The sequence below is a fragment of the Streptomyces sp. NPDC026301 genome, from assembly GCF_055567935.1.
In genome coordinates, this window is the sequence record NZ_JBVHPN010000014.1 from 37,465 (window position 1) to 55,490 (window position 18,026).

The window sequence follows — 18,026 nt, forward strand, 5'->3', positions numbered from 1 at the left end:
GGCCCGCCGCCGTCCGCGCGTAAGAATGCCGTGTGCTCCAGCAACTGTTCACGCCCTCCGTCCAGCACACGCTCGACCTGATCGGCATCTTCGTCTTCGCGATCTCCGGCGCGCTGCTCGCCGTGCGCAAGAACTTCGACATCTTCGGCATCGCCGTGCTCGCCGAGGTGACCGCGCTCGGCGGCGGGCTGTTCCGTGACCTGATCATCGGCGCCGTGCCGCCGGCCGCCTTCACCGACCTCGGGTACTTCCTCACCCCGCTGGTCGCGGCCGTCCTCGTCTTCTTCCTCCACCCGCAGGTCCAGCGGATCCAGACGGGGGTGAACGTCTTCGACGCGGCCGGGCTCGGCCTCTTCTGCGTCGCCGGCACCACCAAGGCGTACGAGTACGGGCTCGGCCTCACCGCCTCCGCCACCCTCGGCCTCGCCACGGCCGTCGGCGGCGGCGTGCTCCGCGACATCATCGCCAACGAGGTCCCCTCGCTGGTCCGCTGGGACCGCGACCTCTACGCCGTGCCGGCCATCGTCGGCTCCGCCATCGTCGCGCTCTGCATCCGCTTCCAGTCCCTCAACCCCGGCACCAGCGCGGCCGCCTCCCTCGTCGCCTTCGCCGTCCGCCTGCTCGCCCTCCGCTACCACTGGCGCGCCCCCCGGGCCTGGAACCGCCGCTCCTCGGCGGTGGAGGTACCGGAGGAGGGCCCGAGCCAGGGGGACACGCCGGGCGTGGCCTAGGGCACGCCTAGGCGGCCGGGGAGGATGTCGGGGCCGGGAAGCCGCCGTTCTGGCCGTCGTTGACGGCGTCGGGGTCGACGCCGAGGGTGATCGCCGCGTGCACCCCGCGCCCCACCCGCTGCGCGTCGTACCGCAGCGCGAGCATCCCGTCCGCCGCGGTGTCCCCGGAGTACAGCATGTCCTCGGCGTTGGTGGTGCGCTCGGTGGTGTTGGTGGCGTACGGGTTCTCCCGCGCGACGGCCTCGATCGCCCGCTCGGGGAAGTAGAGCTGGCCGGTGTGGCAGTCGGTGCCGCCCTCGTATTCACCGTGCGAGAAGGTGCCGTCGACGTGCACCTTGGTGTGGATGTGCACGGCCCGGCCGCGGTACCAGCCGGGGAAGACGGTCCGGAAGGTGACCCAGCCCGCCCGGTCGGTCAGCTGGAAACCGCGCAGGTAGGTGGTGTCGCTGTCCGGCTCCGCGTGTCCGCCGCCACCGCCGGGCGGCGGGCCGGTGGGGGTGGCGGTCGGCGCGCCGGTGGGCGGCGTGCCGCCGCCTCCGGAGGACGCCTTCTCGTAGCTGGAGTAGACGCCCAGCGCGTCGCAGTGCCAGATGTCGACGGCGACCCGGGACAGCGGCCGGCAGTGTTCCGCGTCGACGACACGGATGCGCAGGGTCAGCGGAACGCCCGGTTTTCCTTCGGTGACGTCGGAGCGGTACTTGTCGTAGTCGAGGTAGTACGGCCCCTCGATGGACTCCTTGGTGAGGCGCAGGCAGTCGGTGGCGACCGGCTCATCGGCCGCCGCGGTGCCGGCCAGCGCGGCCCCGCCGAGTCCCGCGGCGGCGATACCGGCGCCGCCCGCGGCCAGTAACCGGCGGCGGCTGAAACGAGGTGTGCTCTCTTCTGTCATGTTCCGTAAGGTACTGAAGGTACCTAGGAGGAACCTGTGAACGGCCTTATAAAACAAGGCTGTTGAACTCATGAGAGTGTCGCGTCAGGCTCCGTGAAGGAGTGCCAGAGGGCGACGACGGTGGCGCCGAGCAGCTCGGGCAGCGGGGTGGGGTCGACCCGGGCGCGCAGGCAGAAGCCCTCCAGGACGGCGAGCAGGGAGACGGTGAAGTCGGTGACGGTGCGGCCGGGGGCCATGCGGCGGCCCTCGCGGGCCAGCAGGCGTTCCAGCGCGGCGGCGTAGCCGATGCCGAGTTGGCGGTAGCCGCCCTGGGCCGCCGCGCGGACCTCGGGGTGTTCGCCCAGTACGTAGAAGGTCAGGTAGACGTAGGTGAGGGGGTTGGCGCGGGCGCGTTCGAGGTAGCCGGCGGCGACCGTGGTGAGGATGGCCTCGACCGGCGCCGTGGTGTCCGCCAGCGCCAGCAGTTCGGCCACCGCGTCCCGGTCCTCCGGATACGCGTCCGGACCGAGCAGGTGGAACATCAGGTCCGTCTGGTAGTCGGCCTGGGTGGGCCACAGGGGGTAGATCGCGCCGGTGGTGATCGGCTGCGCGCGACCCACGCCCGGCTGTCGGCCCGCGGCGATCTCGGTGGCGAGCCGGGCCACCTCGGTGAGCCTGATGTGCGCCAGCGGCCCAGCGAGCGCCTGGTCGGAGGTGTCGGCGGCGCGCCGGCGGACCAGCTCCACGCCCGCCTCCAGCATCAGGGCCCGCGTCTCCGCCGGCGAACGACGGCTGCGCCGCGCCTTCTTGGTGACTCCCGGCATCGTGCTGCTGCCCCCTCCGTCGGCACTCGTAGGCCCCATTGCCTCCGTAGAAAACCTACCGTAACTTCTCTACGAATCGCTGCGCAGACGAATCGCTGCGAAACGGCCGCTCGCCGAGGAGGACATCCCGATGAAGCAGCTCGACCGCCTGATCGAGGAGCAGGAGAAGCTCCTCATGGACCGCACCACCGCCTCGGCGCGGCTCCGCGAGGAGGCCCGGGAGTCGCTCGCCGGCGGGGTCGCCTCCGCCTGGCAGGACGGTCCGCCCGTCGCCGTCTGGATCGAGGACGGGCACGGCGCCCACGTCCGCGACGTGGACGGCACCGACTACGTCGACCTGCACGGCGGCTTCGGCGTCGGCCTCGCGGGCCACGCCCACCCGGCGATCGTCGCCGCGGTCACCGAGCGGGTGCAGCACGGTACCCACTTCGCGCAGCCCACCCGCGACCTGATCCCGGTGACCCGGCTGCTCGCCGACCGCTTCGGCCTGCCCCAGTGGCGCTTCACCAACTCCGGTACGGAAGCGACCATGGACGCGGTGCATCTGATGCGGGCCGCGACCGGCCGCCGCAAGATCCTCAAGGTGGAGGGGAGTTACCACGGCCACCACGACTCGGTGCAGGTGTCGATCTACGCCCGCGGAGAGGGCGACATCGGCCCGGACGACCGCCCGCGCTCGGTGCCGTACGGCCCTGCCTACCCGACGGCGGTCACGGACCTGACCCTCGTCGTCCCGTTCGGCGACCTCGACGCCGTGGAGCGGGTGCTCGCGGAGCACGGCGACGACATCGCCGGGATGATCATCGAGCCCATCATGATGAACATCGGCCTGATCGTCCCGCCGGACGGCTACCACGCCGGGCTGAAGCAGCTCCTGCACCGGCACGGCGCCTACCTCGCCTACGACGAGGTCAAGACCGGCTTCGCGGTCGCCCCCGGCGGCGCCACCCAACTCTTCGGCGTCACCCCGGACATCATCTGCCTCGCGAAGTCCATGGGCGGCGGCATTCCCTGCGGCGCGGTGGGCGCCACGCGTGACCTGATGGCCAAGGTCGCCGACAACACCTACGAGCAGGTGGGCACGTTCAACGGCAACCCGATGATGCTGGCCGCCACGCACGCCGTGCTCACCGAGGTACTGACCGACGCGGCCTACCGCCACTTCGACGCGCTGCGGCACACGATGGTGTCCGGCGTCGAAGCCGCGATGGCCCGCCATGGCCTCCCCGGATACGTCGCCGCGCACGGCGCCAAGGGCTCGGTGATCTTCACCGAACGGCTGCGCGACTTCCGGGACTTCCTCGCCTACGACGACCGCTGGGGCCATCTGCACTGGCTGTACCAGCACAACGGCGGCGTTTTCCTGCCGCCCTGGGGCAAGACCGAACAGTGGACGCTTTCGGTACAGCACACCGCCGGGGACGTCGAGCGCTTCGTCCGCAATTTCGAGCGGTTCGCGGCCGCGGTGCACAACGTCCCCGGCGGTGCGGTCTCATGACCGTCGGCTGCCCGCGTCCGCCGTGTGCTGCGCCGCCAGCCGTACCGTGGCGTTGGCCGCGCCGTATCCCTGGTAGCCGCCGCGCCGCTCCACCAGCTCGAAGAAGACCCGGCCGACGGTGACGGTGTAGCAGTGCAGGAACTCGCCGCCGTTCTCGTCCCGTTCGTAGAGAATGCCCAGCTCGCGGAAGGCCGCCAGGGTCTCGGGGGCGAGGCCGTACCGCGCGTCGAGGTCGTCGTAGTAGTTGTCCGGGATGGGCAGCAGGGCCGCGCCCGCCTCCCGCACCCGGCGCGCGGTCGCGAGCAGGTCGTCGGTGGCCAGCGCGATGTGCTGCGGCCTGATCTCCTGCTCGCCCGGTACAGGAGCGACGTTCAGCGCGATCCGCAGCGTGCCGCCGGCGTTGGCGACGGCGCGGCTGCGGAAGAGGCCGTAGGGGTCGGCGAGGTCCAGGCTCTCGTTCGGCTGGAGGCCCAGCACGCTCGCGTAGAAGAGGGACGCCTCGTCGAAGTGGTGCCAGGGCTGGGTGAGCGCGACGTGGTCGACGCGGGTGATCCCGGCCGTGCCGCTCTGCGGCGCCGGGCTGCCGAAGTCCGCCGTCCAGCTCGGGTGGTCGGCCCGGTCCGTACGGCAGAAGAACAGCTCGGTGTCGTCCGGCGCGGCCACCGCGTCCAGCGGTACGTCCCCGGGCGCGCGGCGGCGGGGCACGACCGGCGCCCGCAGCGACTCGGCGCGGCGCACCGCGGCGGCGGGCTCCGGGCTCTCCAGGCCGAGCGCGACCAGGCCGGGGCCCTCGCGGCGGGCGCCGCTCACGGTGTTGAGCAGTACTCGCGCCTCGTTCTGCTGCCACAGCTCGACCGGCTTGCCGCCGGTGTGCCGGCCCGCCCGTACGAAGCCGAGCGAGCCGAGCAGGGAGCGCAGCGGTTCGGTGTCGGCGGCGGCGAGTTCGGCGAAGGCGACACCGTCCGGGACGACCGGCGCCGGCAGGCTGCTGAGCCCGGCGGCCTCCTCCAGGGCGATCAGCGAGCGCATCGCGTCGACCGCGGTGCGTCCCGCGTCCGCCTGCCGGAAGACGTCGTTGAAGATCTCCAGCGAGAGCGGGCCCGCGTAGCCGGCGCGCAGCACGTGGCCGAGCATTCCGGCGAGGTCGAAGCCGCCCTGGCCGGGGAAGCAGCGGTAGTGCCGGCTCCACTGCAGGACGTCCATGGCCAGCTTGGGCGCGTCGGCCAGCTGCAGGAAGAAGATCTTCTCGCCGGGGATGTCCTCGATGCCCTTGGGGTCGGAGCCGCGCGAGAGGATGTGGAAGCTGTCCAGGCAGACGCCGAGCGCCGGGTGATCGGCCTGCTCGACGATGCGCCAGGAGTGGTCGTACGTGTTGACGTGCCGGCCCCAGGCCAGCGCCTCGTACGCGAGGCGGATGCCGTGCGCGGCGGCGCGCTCGGCGAGGGCGCGCAGCTGCCGGGCGGCGAGCGCGTCGTCGTCGGCGGCGTCCGGCGAGACGCTGGAGCACACCAGCATCGTGTCGGCGCCGAGCCGCTCCATGACGGCGAACTTCCGCTCAGCGCGCCGCATGTTGCGCGCGAAGACCTCGTCCGGGACCGCCTCGAAGTCGCGGAACGGCTGGTAGAGGTCGATGGACAGGCCGAGGTCCGCGGCGCGCAGCCGGATCTCCTCGGGGCTGAGCGGGCTGGCCAGCAGGTCGTTCTCGAAGATCTCGACGCCCTCGAACCCGGCCGCTGCGACGGCGCTGAGCTTCTCGGAGAGCGAGCCGCTCAGCGACACCGTGGCGATGGACTTGCGCATCAGGGGCCTCCTCAGACCGCGGCGGTGCCGACCAGGTCGGCGAGGTCGGCGAGCATCTCTTCGGCGTGCGGTTCCAGGCCGGTGAAGAGCCGGAAGGCGTCGGCGGCCTGGAAGACGGCCATGCCGCCGCCGTCCAGCGTCCGGCAGCCCAACTCCCGTGCGGTTCGGATCAGTTCGGTCTCCAGCGGCCGGTAGACGACCTCGGCGACCCACAGGTCGGCGCGGAGCAGCGCGGCGGGGAGCGGCAGGCCGGGGTGCGCTGCCATGCCGGTGGGGGTGGCGTGCACCAGGCCGTCGGCGCCGGGCAGTACGAGGGCCAGCCGGTCCGGGGCGGCGGTGGTGGCGCGGCCGGTGCCGAAGCGGGCGTTGAGCGCGTCGGCGAGCGCCCCGGCCCGTACGGCGTCGGTGTCGACGAGGGTGAGGCGGTCGGTGCCGAGCGAGAGCATGGCGTGCGCGACGGCGGAGCCGGCGCCGCCCGCGCCGATCTGGACGACCTCGCGGGTCGCGGCGCCGGGCAGGCCGCGCGCGAAGGACTGGGTGAAGCCGGTGACGTCGGTGTTGTGGCCGATCGTCCGGCCGCCCCGGAAGACGACGGTGTTGACCGCGCCCAGCTCGGCGGCGCCGGGCGAGAGCGCGTCGAGGTGCTCGATCACCAGCTGCTTGCAGGGGTGCGTGATGTTGAGTCCATCGAAGCCGAGGGTACGGGCCGCGCGGATCAGCTCGCCGACATCCTTCGCGTCGACGCCCAGCGTGTCGAGGTCGAGCGTCCGGTAGAGCAGCCGCAGGCCGTGCCGGTCGGCCTCCCGCTCGTGCAGGGCCGGGCTCAGCGAGGGGCCGATGCCGGAACCGATGAGGCCGGTGAGATACGAGGGCGTGGACAACGCGACTCCCTGGTGGTGCGCTATGAACGTACTAGTTAGTTAATTATGGCCGCAAGGGACCGCGGGCGAAAGTTCGGCCCGCGGCCCCCTGGCGAGCGGCGGCCCGCGCGGCCGTCAGGCGGAGGACGCCCGGGCCAGGCTTCCGCGCTCCTCCTCGGACGCGGCCGGCTTCTCGCCCAGCAGCGCGGTCGGCACGCGGTGCGTCTCCCGGCCCGTCAGCACGGCGAGCGAGCAGATCACGCAGGTCGCGGCGGTGAAGGTGGCGACGCCGAGCCAGTTGTCGCCGCCGGGGCCCGCGATCCGCTCGGCGATGCTCACGGCGAAGCCCGCCACCGCGAAGCCGATCTGCGTGCCGATCGCCATGCCCGACAGCCGGACCCGGGTCGGGAACATCTCGCCGTAGAACGACGGCCAGATGGCGTTGGCCGCGCTGTAGACGACGCCGAAGAAGACGATGCCGGTGACGAAGACCAACGGATAGCTGCCGGTGGAGATCGCCCACAGGTAGACGAAGATCAGCACGGCGGAGCCGAGCGAGCCGATGAGGAAGACCGGCTTGCGGCCGACGCGGTCCGAGAGCTTGGCCCACAGCGGGATGGCGGCCAGCGCCACCGCGTTGGACAGCACGCCGACCCAGAGCATCGCCGTCTTGTCCATGCCGACCGCGTCGCTGGTGGCGTACGACAGGGCCCAGACCGTGAAGATCGTGCTGACCGTGGCGATCAGGGCCGCCGCGATCACCCGCAGCACGTCGGCCCAGTGGTGCCGCAGCAGGTCCGCCAGCGGCAGCTTGGCCACCGCGTCCTCGGCCGCCGCCTGCTCGAAGACCGGGGTCTCCGAGAGCTTGCGGCGGATGAGGTAGCCGACGACCGTGACGGCCACGCTGATCAGGAACGGCAGTCGCCAGCCCCAGGTCAGAAGCTGCTTCTCGGGCAGCGCGGCCACCGGGATGAAGATCAGGGTGGCCAGGATCTGGCCGGCCTGGGTGCCGTTGAGCGCGAAGCTCGTGTAGTACCCGCGCCGGTGCTCCGGCGCGTGTTCCAGCGTCATCGAATTGGCACTGGCCTGCTCGCCGGCGGCGGAGAGGCCCTGCAGCACCCGCATCAGGACGAGCAGGACCGGCGCGACGGTCCCGACCTGCGCGTACGTCGGCAGGCAGCCGATCGCGAAGGTCGACAGGCCCATCAGGATCAGGGTGAACACCATGATCTTGCGGCGGCCGAGCCGGTCGCCGAAATGGCCGAGGAAGAGCGCGCCGATGGGGCGGGCCGCGTAGGCGACGCCGAACGTCGCGAGCGAGATCAGCGTCGCGGTCGCCGGGTCGCTCGGGTCGAAGAAGACCTTGGGGAAGACCAGGGCGGCGGCGCTGCCGTAGATGAAGAAGTCGTAGTACTCCAGCGCGCTGCCGATCCAGGCGGCGACGGCGGCCTTGCGGGGGCGTCCCGGCGGTGGGGCCGCGGCCTCGGCGGAGAGAGCGGACATGCCTGCTCCAGTGGGGAAGAGCCACCTTCGCGGACGGCGGGTGGCGGCGAGTTAACGTACTAGATAGTTAGTTGTGGGGGTGCAGCGATCGTGAACCGCCCACAGGTCACTGTCAAGACATCTCGCGGAAACAATTCCCGCCCGTGTGCCGCCCGTGCGCCGGCCGCGCGGCTCAGACCGCCGCGGCGCCGGTCAGATAGCCGAGGACCATGTCACCGAGCATCGTGCGGTAGTGCTCCCGGCGGTCCGCCGCCGTCAGATCGCGCGCGAAGAGGGCGCCGAAGGTGTGCCGGTTGGAGACCCGGAAGAAGCAGAACGCGCTGATCATCGCGTGCAGGTCGACCGCGTCCACGTCCGCCGTGAACACGCCCTGCGCGCGGCCCTCGTCGAGGATCCGCCCGATCACCTCGATCGCGGGCGAGTTGAGCCGGCCGATCGTCTCCGAGGCGGTGATGTGCTCCGCCTCGTGGATGTTCTCGATGCTCACCAGGCGGATGAAGTCCGGGTGCGCCTCGTGGTGGTCGAAGGTGAGCTCGGCCAGCCGGCGGATGGCCGCTGCGGGGTCCAGATGCTCGACGTCCAGCTGCTGTTCCTGCTGCCTGATGCCCGCGTACGCGTGCTCCAGCACGGCCGTGAACAGCTGCTCCTTGCCGCCGAAGTAGTAGTAGATCATCCGCTTCGTGGTGTGGATGCGGGCGGCGATCTCGTCGACCCGCGCACCCGTGTACCCGCTCCGCGCGAACTCCTCCGTCGCGACCTTGAGGATCTCCGCCCGGGTCCGCGCCGCGTCGCGCTGCCGCCCTGCGGCACGGGCCGGCGGGTGAACGGCGGTCATACGGCTGGCTCCTCGCGAACGGTCCACTGGTCGGCACAGTCTAGGCAGAGGTATGCGGCGCGCGGCGAGCGCCCCGGGCGGCCGACCGTGACCCGTCCGACTGATACGGCGTCAGTTCGGCGTGCGCCAGACACGCACCGTGCGTACGGTGTGACGATGAGTGATGTGGCATGGCTGATGTCCTCCCAGCCGTCCCGGCCGGCACACGTGCCCGACCTGCCGGGCGCGGGACCGGGGCCGGACCCGGACCGGCGGCTGGCGTGGCTCGACGCGCTGCGGGGCATCGGGGCGCTGATGGTCGCGCTGCACCACGCGGGGCCCCGCTATCTGCCGGAGCTGTCCGCCATCGTGCAGCGGTACGTCAACCCCGGTACGTACGGCGTCATCGTCTTCTTCCTGGTCAGCGGCTACATCATCCCGGCCTCCCTGGAGCGGCGCGGCTCGCTGCGCCGCTTCTGGGTCGGCCGGATCTGCCGCCTCTACCCGCTGCTGTGCGTCGCGCTGGCGGCCACGGCGCTGCTCGTGCTGTGGGGGCCCGGGCGGCTGCGGGCGGGGCTGGGGGAGCGCGACCCGCTGAGTGCCCTGGTCGCGCACGGGACGATGCTGCAGGACCTGCTCGGGGTGCCCAACGCCATCAATGTGCTGTGGACCCTCTCGTACGAGATGGTGTTCTACCTCCTGGTCGCGGCGCTCTTCGCGGTGCGGCTGCACCGGCGCTCCGCGCCGATGGCCCTGGGCCTGGCCGCGCTCGGCGTCGCGGCCGGCGGGGCGCTGCCCGTCGCGGCGCTGACGCGGGGGTTGGGCGGCACACCGGTGATCGCGGCGACCGCGCTCGGGGCGGCCGTCGCGCTGTGCGCCGTGGCCTGCGGGCGGGCGCCGTGGAACCGGGCCGGTGCGCTGCTCGGGGGCGCGCTGGCGATCGTCCTGGTCCTCTGCAACGGCCGCATCCCGCCCTGGCAGGGCCTCGCGCTGCTGTCCCTGATGTTCACCGGGACCGTGCTGTACCGGGTCGAGCGCGGGCAGCTCGGCAGGGCCGCCGGGCTGACCGCGGCGGGCATCGTGCTCGCGGCCTGCGTGCTCTCCGCCGCGCTGCACATCGGCACCCGCGCGGACGCGGTCACGGGCGGCGGCGACCCGCGGTCCGCGGTGCGGATCTGGGCGGTCACGGCGGGGCTCGCGCTGCTCACGTTCGGCGCGGCGATGGCCCTGCGGCGGCACCGCGTACCGCGCTGGCTCGCCTTCTGCGGCGTGATCAGTTACTCGCTCTACCTCCTGCACCCGCTCGTCCTGGAGGTGTGCGACCTGGCCGTGCCGTGGCAGCGGCACGACACGCCGCTGCTGATGGCCGCGTACCTCGCGCTGCTGCTGCCGCTGGCCATGCTCGCGCACCGGCTGGTCGAACTGCCGGGGCAGCGCGTGGGGCGGGTACTCGCGGGTCCGCCGGGCGGCCTTCCGCTGCCCCGGGGCGAGCAGCACGGAGCGCGGTCGGCCGCCTTGGGGTGACGCACCGTCAGCACAAGGCGTGACGGTGCGTCAGCGTCCGCGCGTCGCCGCGTCCAAGTGGACGCGCAGCGCCGCGTTCACCGCGTCCGGCCGCTCGACGCCCGCCAGATGGGCGGCGCCCGCGACCTCGACGAGGGCCGCGCCGGGCACCCCGTCGGCGATCTCGCGGGCGTGCGCGGGCGGCGTCGCCGGGTCCTGGCGCCCCGCGATCACCAGCGTCCGGACCGCGACGGACCACAGCCCGGACCGCACGTCGTAGCCGGACAGCGCGTCGCAGCAGGCCGCGTACCCGGCCCGGTCGGCGGCCGCGAGGTCGGCGAGCAGCGCCGTGCCGCGCGGGCCCGCCGCCGTACCGGGATCGGCGAACCAACGGCCCGGCGTCGGCTGCAGCAGCGCCGCCGTACCGTGCGCGCGCACCGTGGCGGCGCGCTCCCGCCAGCCCGCCGGGTCGCCGAAGCGGGCCGAGGAGCAGATCATCGCGAGCGAGGCGAGCCGGTCGGCGTGGTGCACGGCCAGGTGCGCGCCGATCGCGCCGCCGAGCGAGATGCCGGCGTAGTGGAAGGCGCGCCAGCCGTGGTGGCCGGCGAGGTCCAGGACGAGTTGGGCGAGGTCCGCGACGGTCGTGCTGCCGGGCGTCGGGTCCGCCAGCACGCCGACGGGCGTCCCGCCGTGCCCGGGGAGGTCGAAGCGGAGCACGCGGTGGGTGCGGGTGAGTTCGGCCAGCTGCGGCTCCCACACGGCGAGCGAGGTGCCCAGCGACGGGCCGAGCACGAGCGGCGGCGCGTCCTCGGGGCCGTCCAGGCGGTGGTGGAGCAGCTGAACATCGGTGCTGGTCACGGGCTCTCCTGCGGAAGCGGGGCGGGCACGCGGACCGGGGCCGCCGTGCGTGCGGCGATCTCCTCGGGCGTCACCCCCGGCGCGGTCTCCACCAGTACGAGACCGTCCTCGGTGACGTCCAGGACGCCCAGGTCGGTGATGATCCGGTGGACGCAGGCCCGGCCGGTCAGCGGCAGCGAGCAGTCGGCGACGATCTTCGGGCTGCCGTCCTTGGCGGTGTGGTCCATGACCACGACCACCCGGCGGGCGCCGTGCACCAGGTCCATCGCGCCGCCCATGCCCTTGACCATCTTCCCCGGGATCATCCAGTTCGCCAGGTCGCCGCGGGCCGAGACCTGCATGGCGCCGAGGATCGCGGTGTCGATGTGGCCGCCGCGGATCATGCCGAAGGAGAGCGCGGAGTCGAAGAACGCCGCGCCGGGAAGGACCGTGACGGTCTCCTTGCCCGCGTTGATCAGGTCCGGGTCGACCTCGTCCTCGGCCGGGTACGGGCCGACGCCCAGCAGCCCGTTCTCCGACTGGAGCACGACATCCACGCCCTCGGGCAGGAAGCTGGGCACCAGCGTGGGCAGCCCGATGCCGAGGTTCACATAGTCGCCGTCGCGCAGCTCGCCCGCGGCCCGGGCGGCCATCTCTTCCCTGGTCCAAGCCATCAGGCGCGCACCGTCCTCTTCTCCACGTGCTTGTCGGCGGCCTGCGCCGGCGTCAGCTCGACCACCCGCTGGACGAACACGCCGGGCAGGTGCACCTCGTCCGGGTCCAGCACGCCCGGCTCGACCAGCTCCTCCACCTCCGCGACGGTGACCCTGCCGGCCATCGCCGCGAGCGGGTTGAAGTTGCGCGCCGCCTTGTTGAAGACGAGGTTGCCGTGCCGGTCGCCCTTCGCGGCCCGGACGAGCGCGAAGTCGGTGGTGATGCCGCGCTCCATCACGTACGGCACGCCGTCGAACTCGCGTACCTCCTTGGGCGGCGACGCCTCGGCCACTGTCCCGTCCGGCGCGTACCGCAGCACCATGCCGCCGTCCGCGACGTCCGTGCCCACCCCGGCCGGGGTGAAGAACGCCGGGATGCCGCAGCCGCCGGCCCGCAGCCGCTCGGCGAGCGTGCCCTGCGGGGTGAGCTCCAACTCCAGTTCCCCGGCGAGGTACTGGCGGGCGAACTCCTTGTTGTTGCCGACATAGGAGCCGGTCACCCGGGCGATCCGGCCGGCGGCGAGCAGGATGCCCAGACCGCCGCCGTCCACGCCGCAGTTGTTGGAGACCACGCCCAGCCCGCCCGCGCCGGTCTCGTACAGCGCCTGGATCAGCACGTCGGGGACGCCGCTGAGCCCGAAACCGCCGACGGCGAACGAGGCGCCGTCCCGTACATCCGCCACCGCTGCAGCGGCGGTGGCCACGACCTTGTCCATGGACCGCTCCGTCAGGCGTTGATGTCGGAGGGGTGTACGGCCAGCGGCGTCACCTCGAGGGACATGTACGGGAAGAGCGGCAGGCCCCAGAGGATGTCGTGCAGCTCGTCGTTGGACTCGACGTCGAAGACGCTGAGGTTGGAGTACTGGCCGACGCACCGCCAGATGTGCGGCCACTTCCCGGCCTTCTGGAGCTTCTGGGAGTACGCCTTCTCGCGGGCGATCGTGTCGGCCCTGAGCTCGGGGTCCAGGTCCGTGGGGAGGTTCACGTCCATCTTCACTGCGAACAGCATGTGCTCAGCTCCGGTCCATCACGAAGTTGTAGGTGACCTCGTTGCCCGTGCCGCTCGCGGCGGGCTTCGGGTCGAGGATCAGCTCGGGCTTCACGGCCGAGGCGATGTCGTCCTCGACATGGCTGCCGCCCTGGAAGTACAGCTGGGTGGTGATGAGTTGGTGGCCGGACGCGGACACCTTCAGGTGCAGGTGCGCGGGGCGCCAGGCGTGCCACCCGGCCGCGGCGATCAGCTTGCCGCAGGAGCCGTCGGTGGGGATCTGGTACGGCGCGGGCTGGATCGTGTGGATCCTGAAGTTGCCCCGGTCGTCGGCGACGACGGTGCCGCGCAGGTTCCACTCCGGCAGGTTCGGCGCGTACTGCGAGTACAGGCCGTCGTCGTCGGCGTGCCACATCTCCACGTGCGCGCCGGCCAGCGGCTTGCCCTCGACGTCGGTGACCTGGCCCTGGAAGAGCAGCGGCGTGCCGGCCTCGTCCGCGCGCATCGGCAGGGTCGTCTCGGCCTCGTGCTGCGGCGAGTCGGGGACGTAGTAGGGGCCTTCGATGGTGCCCTTGCTGCCCTCGCGGTTCTCGTTCGCGACCTCCTCGACGACGTGCTCGATCCACACGTCGAGGAAGAGCGGCCATTCGCCGTCCTGGCCGACGCCGATCAGCCACGCCTTCAGCGCGTCGTACTCCGCGTACGTCACCTTGTGGCGGCGGATGACGTCGTGCACCGCGGTGATGACCTCGGTGGCCAGGGTGTCGACGCGCTCCTTGCTGGAGGCTGCCTCGGACCGCTGCTTGGCGCGGAACGCCTCGGTGGCCGAGGCGCCGGACGCGGCGGCGGTGGCCTGAGTGCTGTCAGTCATGGCTCTGCTCCTCTGGTCGTTCAGGTGTCCTGGCGGTAACGCGCCAGCTTTTCCGGGTCCAACTCGATGCCGAGGCCGGCGCTCTCGCGGACGCGCAGCGTGCCGTCCTCGATCCGCAGCGGCTCGGCGAGCAGGTCGTCGCTCATGTCGAGGAAGTTGGACAGCTCGCCGGCCCGGCGGGCGGTCAGCTCGTAAGCGGATCCGAAGACCGCGGTGCACAGCGTGCCGATCTGACCGTCGATCTGATTGCCCATCACCGCCTCGACGCCCAGCCCCTCGCAGAGGTGGTGCACGCGCTGGGAGTACGTGAAGCCGGTACGGGCGGTCTTGATGCTGATGGCCGTCGCCGAACCGGACAGCAGCTCGCGGGTCACCTCGCCGGGGCGGGTGGCGCTCTCGTCGGCGACGAACGGGATGTCCGTGTGCGTGACCAGCCGGCGGCGGCCCAGCACGTCGTCGGCCGGGCACAGCTCCTCGGCCAGCGTCAGGTCCAGGCCGTCCATGGCGCGCAGCGCGCGGGCCGACTCCGACGCCGTCCAGCCGCGGTTGCCGTCGATGTACAGCTCGACCTCGTCGCCCAGTTCCGCGCGCAGTGCGCGGCAGGCCTCGACGTCGAGCTGGAACGGGCGGCGGCCGACCTTCACCTTGAAGGTAGTGATGCCGTACGTGTCGCGGATCCGCTGCGCCTCGGCGACCATCTCCTCCGGCGGTGCGAAGCCCACCATGTGCGAGACCCGCATCCGGTCGGTGTAGCCGCCGAGCAGTTCGGTGACGGAGATGCCGAGCGACTGCCCGATGACGTCCCAAAGGGCCATGTCCACGGCCGACTTGGCGGTGGGGTTGCCGACCGTACGGTTCAGCCGGGCGTGCACGGCCTCGCGCGCCGTCGGGGCGAGGCCCGTGAGCTGCGGCGCGAAGACCTTGTCGATGACGGCGACGATCGATTCCTGGGTCTCGCCGTAGGTGAAGGGGCGGGGCGGTGCCTCGGCGACGCCCACCGGGCCGTCGTCGGTGTGGACGCGCACGAGGACGTGTTCGGCCGTGTGGACCTCGCCGCTGGCGAACTTCAGCGGCTTCTTGTAGGGGATGGCGAACGGGATCGCCTCGATGGCGGTGATCTTCATCGGTCCTCGATTGCGGTGGTCTTATCGGTCCTCGGCGGCGCGGTCCGGGACGAATACGTCGTGCGACTCCAGGACGCCGAGCAGCGTCTCCAGCAGGGGAGAGGCGTCGTTCTCGCGCCAGGCGAGGGCGAGTCCGACGGTCTCCGCGCCCCGGACGGGCTTGAAGACGACGCCGTCGCGGGAGACCGAGCGGACGGAGTCGGGGAGCAGGGCGATGCCCAGACCGGCGGCGACGAGCGCCAGCGCGGTCGAGGTCTCGGTGACATCGTGTGCGCAGTGCGGGTAGTAGCCCGCCGCGAGGCAGCTCCTGGTGACCGCGTCGTTGACGACGGAGCGGGAGTTGACCGCGTACATGATGAAGTTCTCGTGGCGCAGCTGGGCGACCTCGGCGGTCTCCGCCTCGCTCAGCCAGTGGTCCTCGGGGACCGCCAGTACCAGCGGCTCCCGGGCGACCTCCCGGCAGACGATGCCCTCCTGGCGGACCGGCGGCCGGAGCATGCCCACGTCGAGACGGTTCTCGCTGAGGGCCAGCTCCTGCGCCGGGGTCAGCAGCTCGGTCTGGATCTCCAGCGCCACCCCCGGCATCTCCTCCTTGACCAGCCGGGCGATCGCGGGGAGCTGCCGGTAGCAGGCGGTCCCGGTCAGGCCGAGCCGCAGGATGCCCTCCGCGCCCTTGGCGAAGCGCCGCACGCGGGTGGTCGCCTCGTCGACGGACTGCAGGATGCGCAGCGCGTCGGTACGGAAGACCTCGCCGGCCCCGGTCAGGGCCACCTGGCGGGTGGTACGGGTGAAGAGCTCGACCCCGAGATCCGCCTCCAGCTGCCGGATCGCCTGCGACAGCGGGGGCTGTGCCATGTGCAGGTTCTCCGCGGCCCGGCCGAAGTGGCGGGTCTCGGCGACGGCGACGAAATAGCGCAGGTGGCGCAGTTCCATGAGGGCCTCCTTGGCTTCCTTGCCGCCGGATGCGGCTCATCGTAGGCAGCCGGTCTCAGACGAGAGAAATACTCTTTTCCCGCTGATTGATATGCAAGGAATATGGATGAGGCCCTGGGTTAACCCTGGGGAAATGCCCGGGGTGGCGTCGCCATCCCGCTGCCATGGTGCTGAAAAGCGGCCGTAAGAACCCCGACGGGACGACGGGGCCGGGCGCAGGTTTGGAGGGACCATGACGCAGACGTCGGTCGGCACCCGGGCGATCCTGGACGACGCCCTGGTGGAGGACGAGGAGCGCGGTGTGTACCGCGCCCGGCGGAAGATCTTCACGGACGAGGAGATCTTCGAGCTGGAGATGAAGCACATCTTCGAGGGCAACTGGGTCTACCTCGCCCACGAGACGCAGCTCCCCGAGGTCGGCGACTACTTCACGACGTACATCGGCCGCCAGCCCGTGGTGCTCTCGCGGAGCAAGGACGGCGAGCTCAACGCGCTGATCAACGCCTGCAGCCACCGCGGCGCGATGCTCTGCCGCCGCAAGACGGACAACCGCACCACCTTCACCTGTCCGTTCCACGGCTGGACCTTCAACAACTCCGGCAAGCTGCTGAAGGTCAAGGACGGCCGCGGCGCCGGCTACCCGGAGCAGTTCAACAAGGACGGCTCGCACGACCTGACCAAGGTCGCCCGCTTCGAGAACTACCGCGGCTTCCTCTTCGGCAGCCTCAACCCGGACGTCCTACCGCTCACCGAGCACCTCGGCGAGGCCACCAAGATCATCGACATGATCGTGGACCAGTCCCCGGAGGGCCTGGAGGTGCTGCGCGGCTCCTCCACCTACACCTACGACGGCAACTGGAAGGTCCAGGCGGAGAACGGCGCCGACGGCTACCACGTCTCCGCCACCCACTGGAACTACGCGGCCACCACGGCCCGCCGTTCCTCCGGCGAGTCCACCAACGACACCAAGAACATGGACGCCGGCACCTGGGCCCGCCAGAAGGGCGGCTACTACTCCTTCGAGCACGGCCACCTGCTGCTGTGGACCCGCTGGGAGGACCCCTCCAACCGCTCGCTGAACGAGCGCCGGGAAGAGCTGGTCGCCGAGTTCGGCGAGGACAAGGCCAACTGGATGATCGAGTACTCGCGCAATCTGTGCCTGTACCCGAACGTCTACCTGATGGACCAGTTCAGCTCCCAGATCCGGCACTTCCGCCCGATCTCCGTGGACAAGACCGAGGTCACGATCTACTGCATCGCCCCCAAGGGCGAGAGCGCCGAGGCCCGCGCCAACCGCATCCGCCAGTACGAGGACTTCTTCAACGCCTCCGGCATGGCCACCCCGGACGACCTGGAGGAGTTCCGCTCCTGCCAGAAGACCTACCTGGCGGGCGCTGCGCCCTGGAACGACCTCAGCCGCGGCGTGGCGCACAAGATCGAGGGCCCGGACGAGGACGCAAAGAAGCTCGGCATCAATCCGATCGCCAGTGGCGCGCGCACCGAGGACGAGACCCTCTACCCGATCCAGCACGGGTACTGGCTGGACACCATGCGCGCCGCGGTGGCCGCCGAGGACGCCGCGACCCAGCAGACCGGCCGGTAAGGAGCGAGATCATGACCACCATCGCCGAGACGGCCACCGTCACCCTTGAGGACATCCGCCAGTTCCTCTACCGCGAGGCCCGCTACCTCGACGACCGCGAGTTCGAGAAGTGGCTGGAGTGCTACCACCCGGACGTGGAGTTCTGGATGCCGGCCTGGGCGGACGACGACGAGCTGACCCGCGACCCGCGGACGGAGATCTCGCTGATCTACTACGCCAACCGCGGCGGCCTGGAGGACCGGGTCTTCCGCATCCGCACGGACCGCTCCAGCGCCACCAGCCTCCCCGAGCCGCGCACCGGCCACCACATCGCCAACGTGGAGGTCGTCGAGCGCCGCGGCGACGAGATCGACATCCGCTTCAACTGGCACACGCTGTACTACCGCTACCAGAACATCGACCCGTACTTCGGGACGTCGTTCTACACCATCGACTTCTCGGGCGAGACCCCACTGATCAGGAAGAAGAAGGTCGTTCTGAAGAACGACCGCATTCACCACGTGGTCGACATCTACCACATCTGATCACTCGCCCATCCTCCCCGAATCGAGTTCAC

The 18,026-nt window shown here is 71.4% G+C and carries 18 protein-coding genes; 5 read left to right on the forward strand and 13 right to left on the reverse strand.

Annotated features, from left to right (window positions below):
* Positions 1 to 32: 32 nt before the first annotated feature.
* Complete coding sequence (locus ACZ4MH_RS24190) at positions 33 to 731, forward strand: trimeric intracellular cation channel family protein (RefSeq protein ID WP_351600524.1); 699 nt, start codon at positions 33 to 35, stop codon at positions 729 to 731.
* A gap of 7 nt (positions 732 to 738) precedes the next feature.
* Here the strand turns inward: ACZ4MH_RS24190 and ACZ4MH_RS24195 are convergent, their stop codons facing one another.
* A complete protein-coding gene (locus tag ACZ4MH_RS24195) occupies positions 739 to 1,620 on the reverse strand; it encodes an intradiol ring-cleavage dioxygenase (protein WP_351600522.1) in 882 nt (293 codons plus the stop codon).
* A gap of 68 nt (positions 1,621 to 1,688) precedes the next feature.
* Positions 1,689 to 2,423: a hypothetical protein gene (locus ACZ4MH_RS24200; protein WP_351600520.1), complete on the reverse strand. Its 735-nt coding sequence runs from the start codon at positions 2,421 to 2,423 to the stop codon at positions 1,689 to 1,691.
* Positions 2,424 to 2,553: 130 nt separating this feature from the next.
* On the opposite strand from ACZ4MH_RS24200, the gene ACZ4MH_RS24205 reads away from it, so the two are divergent.
* On the forward strand, positions 2,554 to 3,921 hold the full coding sequence (locus ACZ4MH_RS24205; RefSeq protein ID WP_351600518.1) for an aspartate aminotransferase family protein: 1,368 nt from the start codon (positions 2,554 to 2,556) through the stop codon (positions 3,919 to 3,921).
* Here ACZ4MH_RS24205 and ACZ4MH_RS24210 read toward each other — a convergent pair.
* From ACZ4MH_RS24210 to ACZ4MH_RS24225, 4 genes are all read right to left on the reverse strand, one after another.
* A complete protein-coding gene (locus tag ACZ4MH_RS24210) occupies positions 3,916 to 5,721 on the reverse strand; it encodes a bifunctional sugar phosphate isomerase/epimerase/4-hydroxyphenylpyruvate dioxygenase family protein (protein ID WP_467754676.1) in 1,806 nt (601 codons plus the stop codon). The two genes, ACZ4MH_RS24205 and ACZ4MH_RS24210, sit on opposite strands and share 6 nt — an antisense overlap.
* Before the next feature lie 11 nt (positions 5,722 to 5,732).
* Positions 5,733 to 6,602 carry a shikimate dehydrogenase gene (locus ACZ4MH_RS24215; RefSeq protein WP_351601911.1) on the reverse strand — a complete coding sequence of 290 codons (870 nt, stop codon included), beginning with the start codon at positions 6,600 to 6,602 and terminating at the stop codon, positions 5,733 to 5,735.
* A gap of 114 nt (positions 6,603 to 6,716) precedes the next feature.
* Entirely contained in the window at positions 6,717 to 8,084 is a 1,368-nt protein-coding gene (locus ACZ4MH_RS24220) for an MFS transporter (RefSeq protein WP_351601908.1), read from the reverse strand.
* Between the two features lie 172 nt (positions 8,085 to 8,256).
* Positions 8,257 to 8,919 carry a TetR/AcrR family transcriptional regulator gene (locus tag ACZ4MH_RS24225; RefSeq protein ID WP_351601905.1) on the reverse strand — a complete coding sequence of 221 codons (663 nt, stop codon included), beginning with the start codon at positions 8,917 to 8,919 and terminating at the stop codon, positions 8,257 to 8,259.
* Positions 8,920 to 9,075: 156 nt separating this feature from the next.
* On the opposite strand from ACZ4MH_RS24225, the gene ACZ4MH_RS24230 reads away from it, so the two are divergent.
* Positions 9,076 to 10,422, forward strand: a complete 1,347-nt coding sequence (locus ACZ4MH_RS24230; RefSeq protein WP_467754677.1) for an acyltransferase family protein — start codon at positions 9,076 to 9,078, stop codon at positions 10,420 to 10,422.
* A gap of 30 nt (positions 10,423 to 10,452) precedes the next feature.
* On the opposite strand, the gene ACZ4MH_RS24235 is transcribed toward ACZ4MH_RS24230, so the two are convergent.
* Genes ACZ4MH_RS24235 through ACZ4MH_RS24265 form a run of 7 tightly spaced genes read right to left on the reverse strand, consistent with a single transcriptional unit; the run spans position 10,453 to position 15,867 of the window.
* Positions 10,453 to 11,259, reverse strand: coding sequence for an alpha/beta fold hydrolase (locus ACZ4MH_RS24235; protein WP_467754678.1), 807 nt, complete (start codon positions 11,257 to 11,259; stop codon positions 10,453 to 10,455).
* Positions 11,256 to 11,912: a CoA transferase subunit B gene (locus tag ACZ4MH_RS24240; protein ID WP_351600143.1), complete on the reverse strand. Its 657-nt coding sequence runs from the start codon at positions 11,910 to 11,912 to the stop codon at positions 11,256 to 11,258. Before ACZ4MH_RS24240 ends, ACZ4MH_RS24235 begins: the two co-directional genes overlap by 4 nt.
* Positions 11,912 to 12,667: a CoA transferase subunit A gene (locus ACZ4MH_RS24245; RefSeq protein WP_351600141.1), complete on the reverse strand. Its 756-nt coding sequence runs from the start codon at positions 12,665 to 12,667 to the stop codon at positions 11,912 to 11,914. Before ACZ4MH_RS24245 ends, ACZ4MH_RS24240 begins: the two co-directional genes overlap by 1 nt.
* A gap of 11 nt (positions 12,668 to 12,678) precedes the next feature.
* The gene (gene catC, locus ACZ4MH_RS24250) at positions 12,679 to 12,960 is read right to left on the reverse strand and encodes a muconolactone Delta-isomerase (RefSeq protein ID WP_351600139.1); all 282 of its coding nucleotides are present in this window, start codon (positions 12,958 to 12,960) and stop codon (positions 12,679 to 12,681) included.
* A 4-nt stretch (positions 12,961 to 12,964) separates the two neighbouring features.
* Positions 12,965 to 13,810, reverse strand: a complete 846-nt coding sequence (gene catA, locus ACZ4MH_RS24255) for a catechol 1,2-dioxygenase (protein WP_351600137.1) — start codon at positions 13,808 to 13,810, stop codon at positions 12,965 to 12,967.
* 20 nt (positions 13,811 to 13,830) lie between these two features.
* Complete coding sequence (locus ACZ4MH_RS24260; protein ID WP_351600134.1) at positions 13,831 to 14,934, reverse strand: mandelate racemase/muconate lactonizing enzyme family protein; 1,104 nt, start codon at positions 14,932 to 14,934, stop codon at positions 13,831 to 13,833.
* A 21-nt stretch (positions 14,935 to 14,955) separates the two neighbouring features.
* Positions 14,956 to 15,867 carry a LysR substrate-binding domain-containing protein gene (locus ACZ4MH_RS24265; protein WP_351600132.1) on the reverse strand — a complete coding sequence of 304 codons (912 nt, stop codon included), beginning with the start codon at positions 15,865 to 15,867 and terminating at the stop codon, positions 14,956 to 14,958.
* A gap of 232 nt (positions 15,868 to 16,099) precedes the next feature.
* On the opposite strand from ACZ4MH_RS24265, the gene benA reads away from it, so the two are divergent.
* Both benA and benB read left to right on the forward strand, forming a co-directional pair.
* Entirely contained in the window at positions 16,100 to 17,470 is a 1,371-nt protein-coding gene (gene benA / locus ACZ4MH_RS24270) for a benzoate 1,2-dioxygenase large subunit (protein WP_351600130.1), read from the forward strand.
* 11 nt (positions 17,471 to 17,481) lie between these two features.
* A complete protein-coding gene (gene benB / locus ACZ4MH_RS24275; protein WP_351600128.1) occupies positions 17,482 to 17,994 on the forward strand; it encodes a benzoate 1,2-dioxygenase small subunit in 513 nt (170 codons plus the stop codon).
* Positions 17,995 to 18,026: the final 32 nt, after the last annotated feature.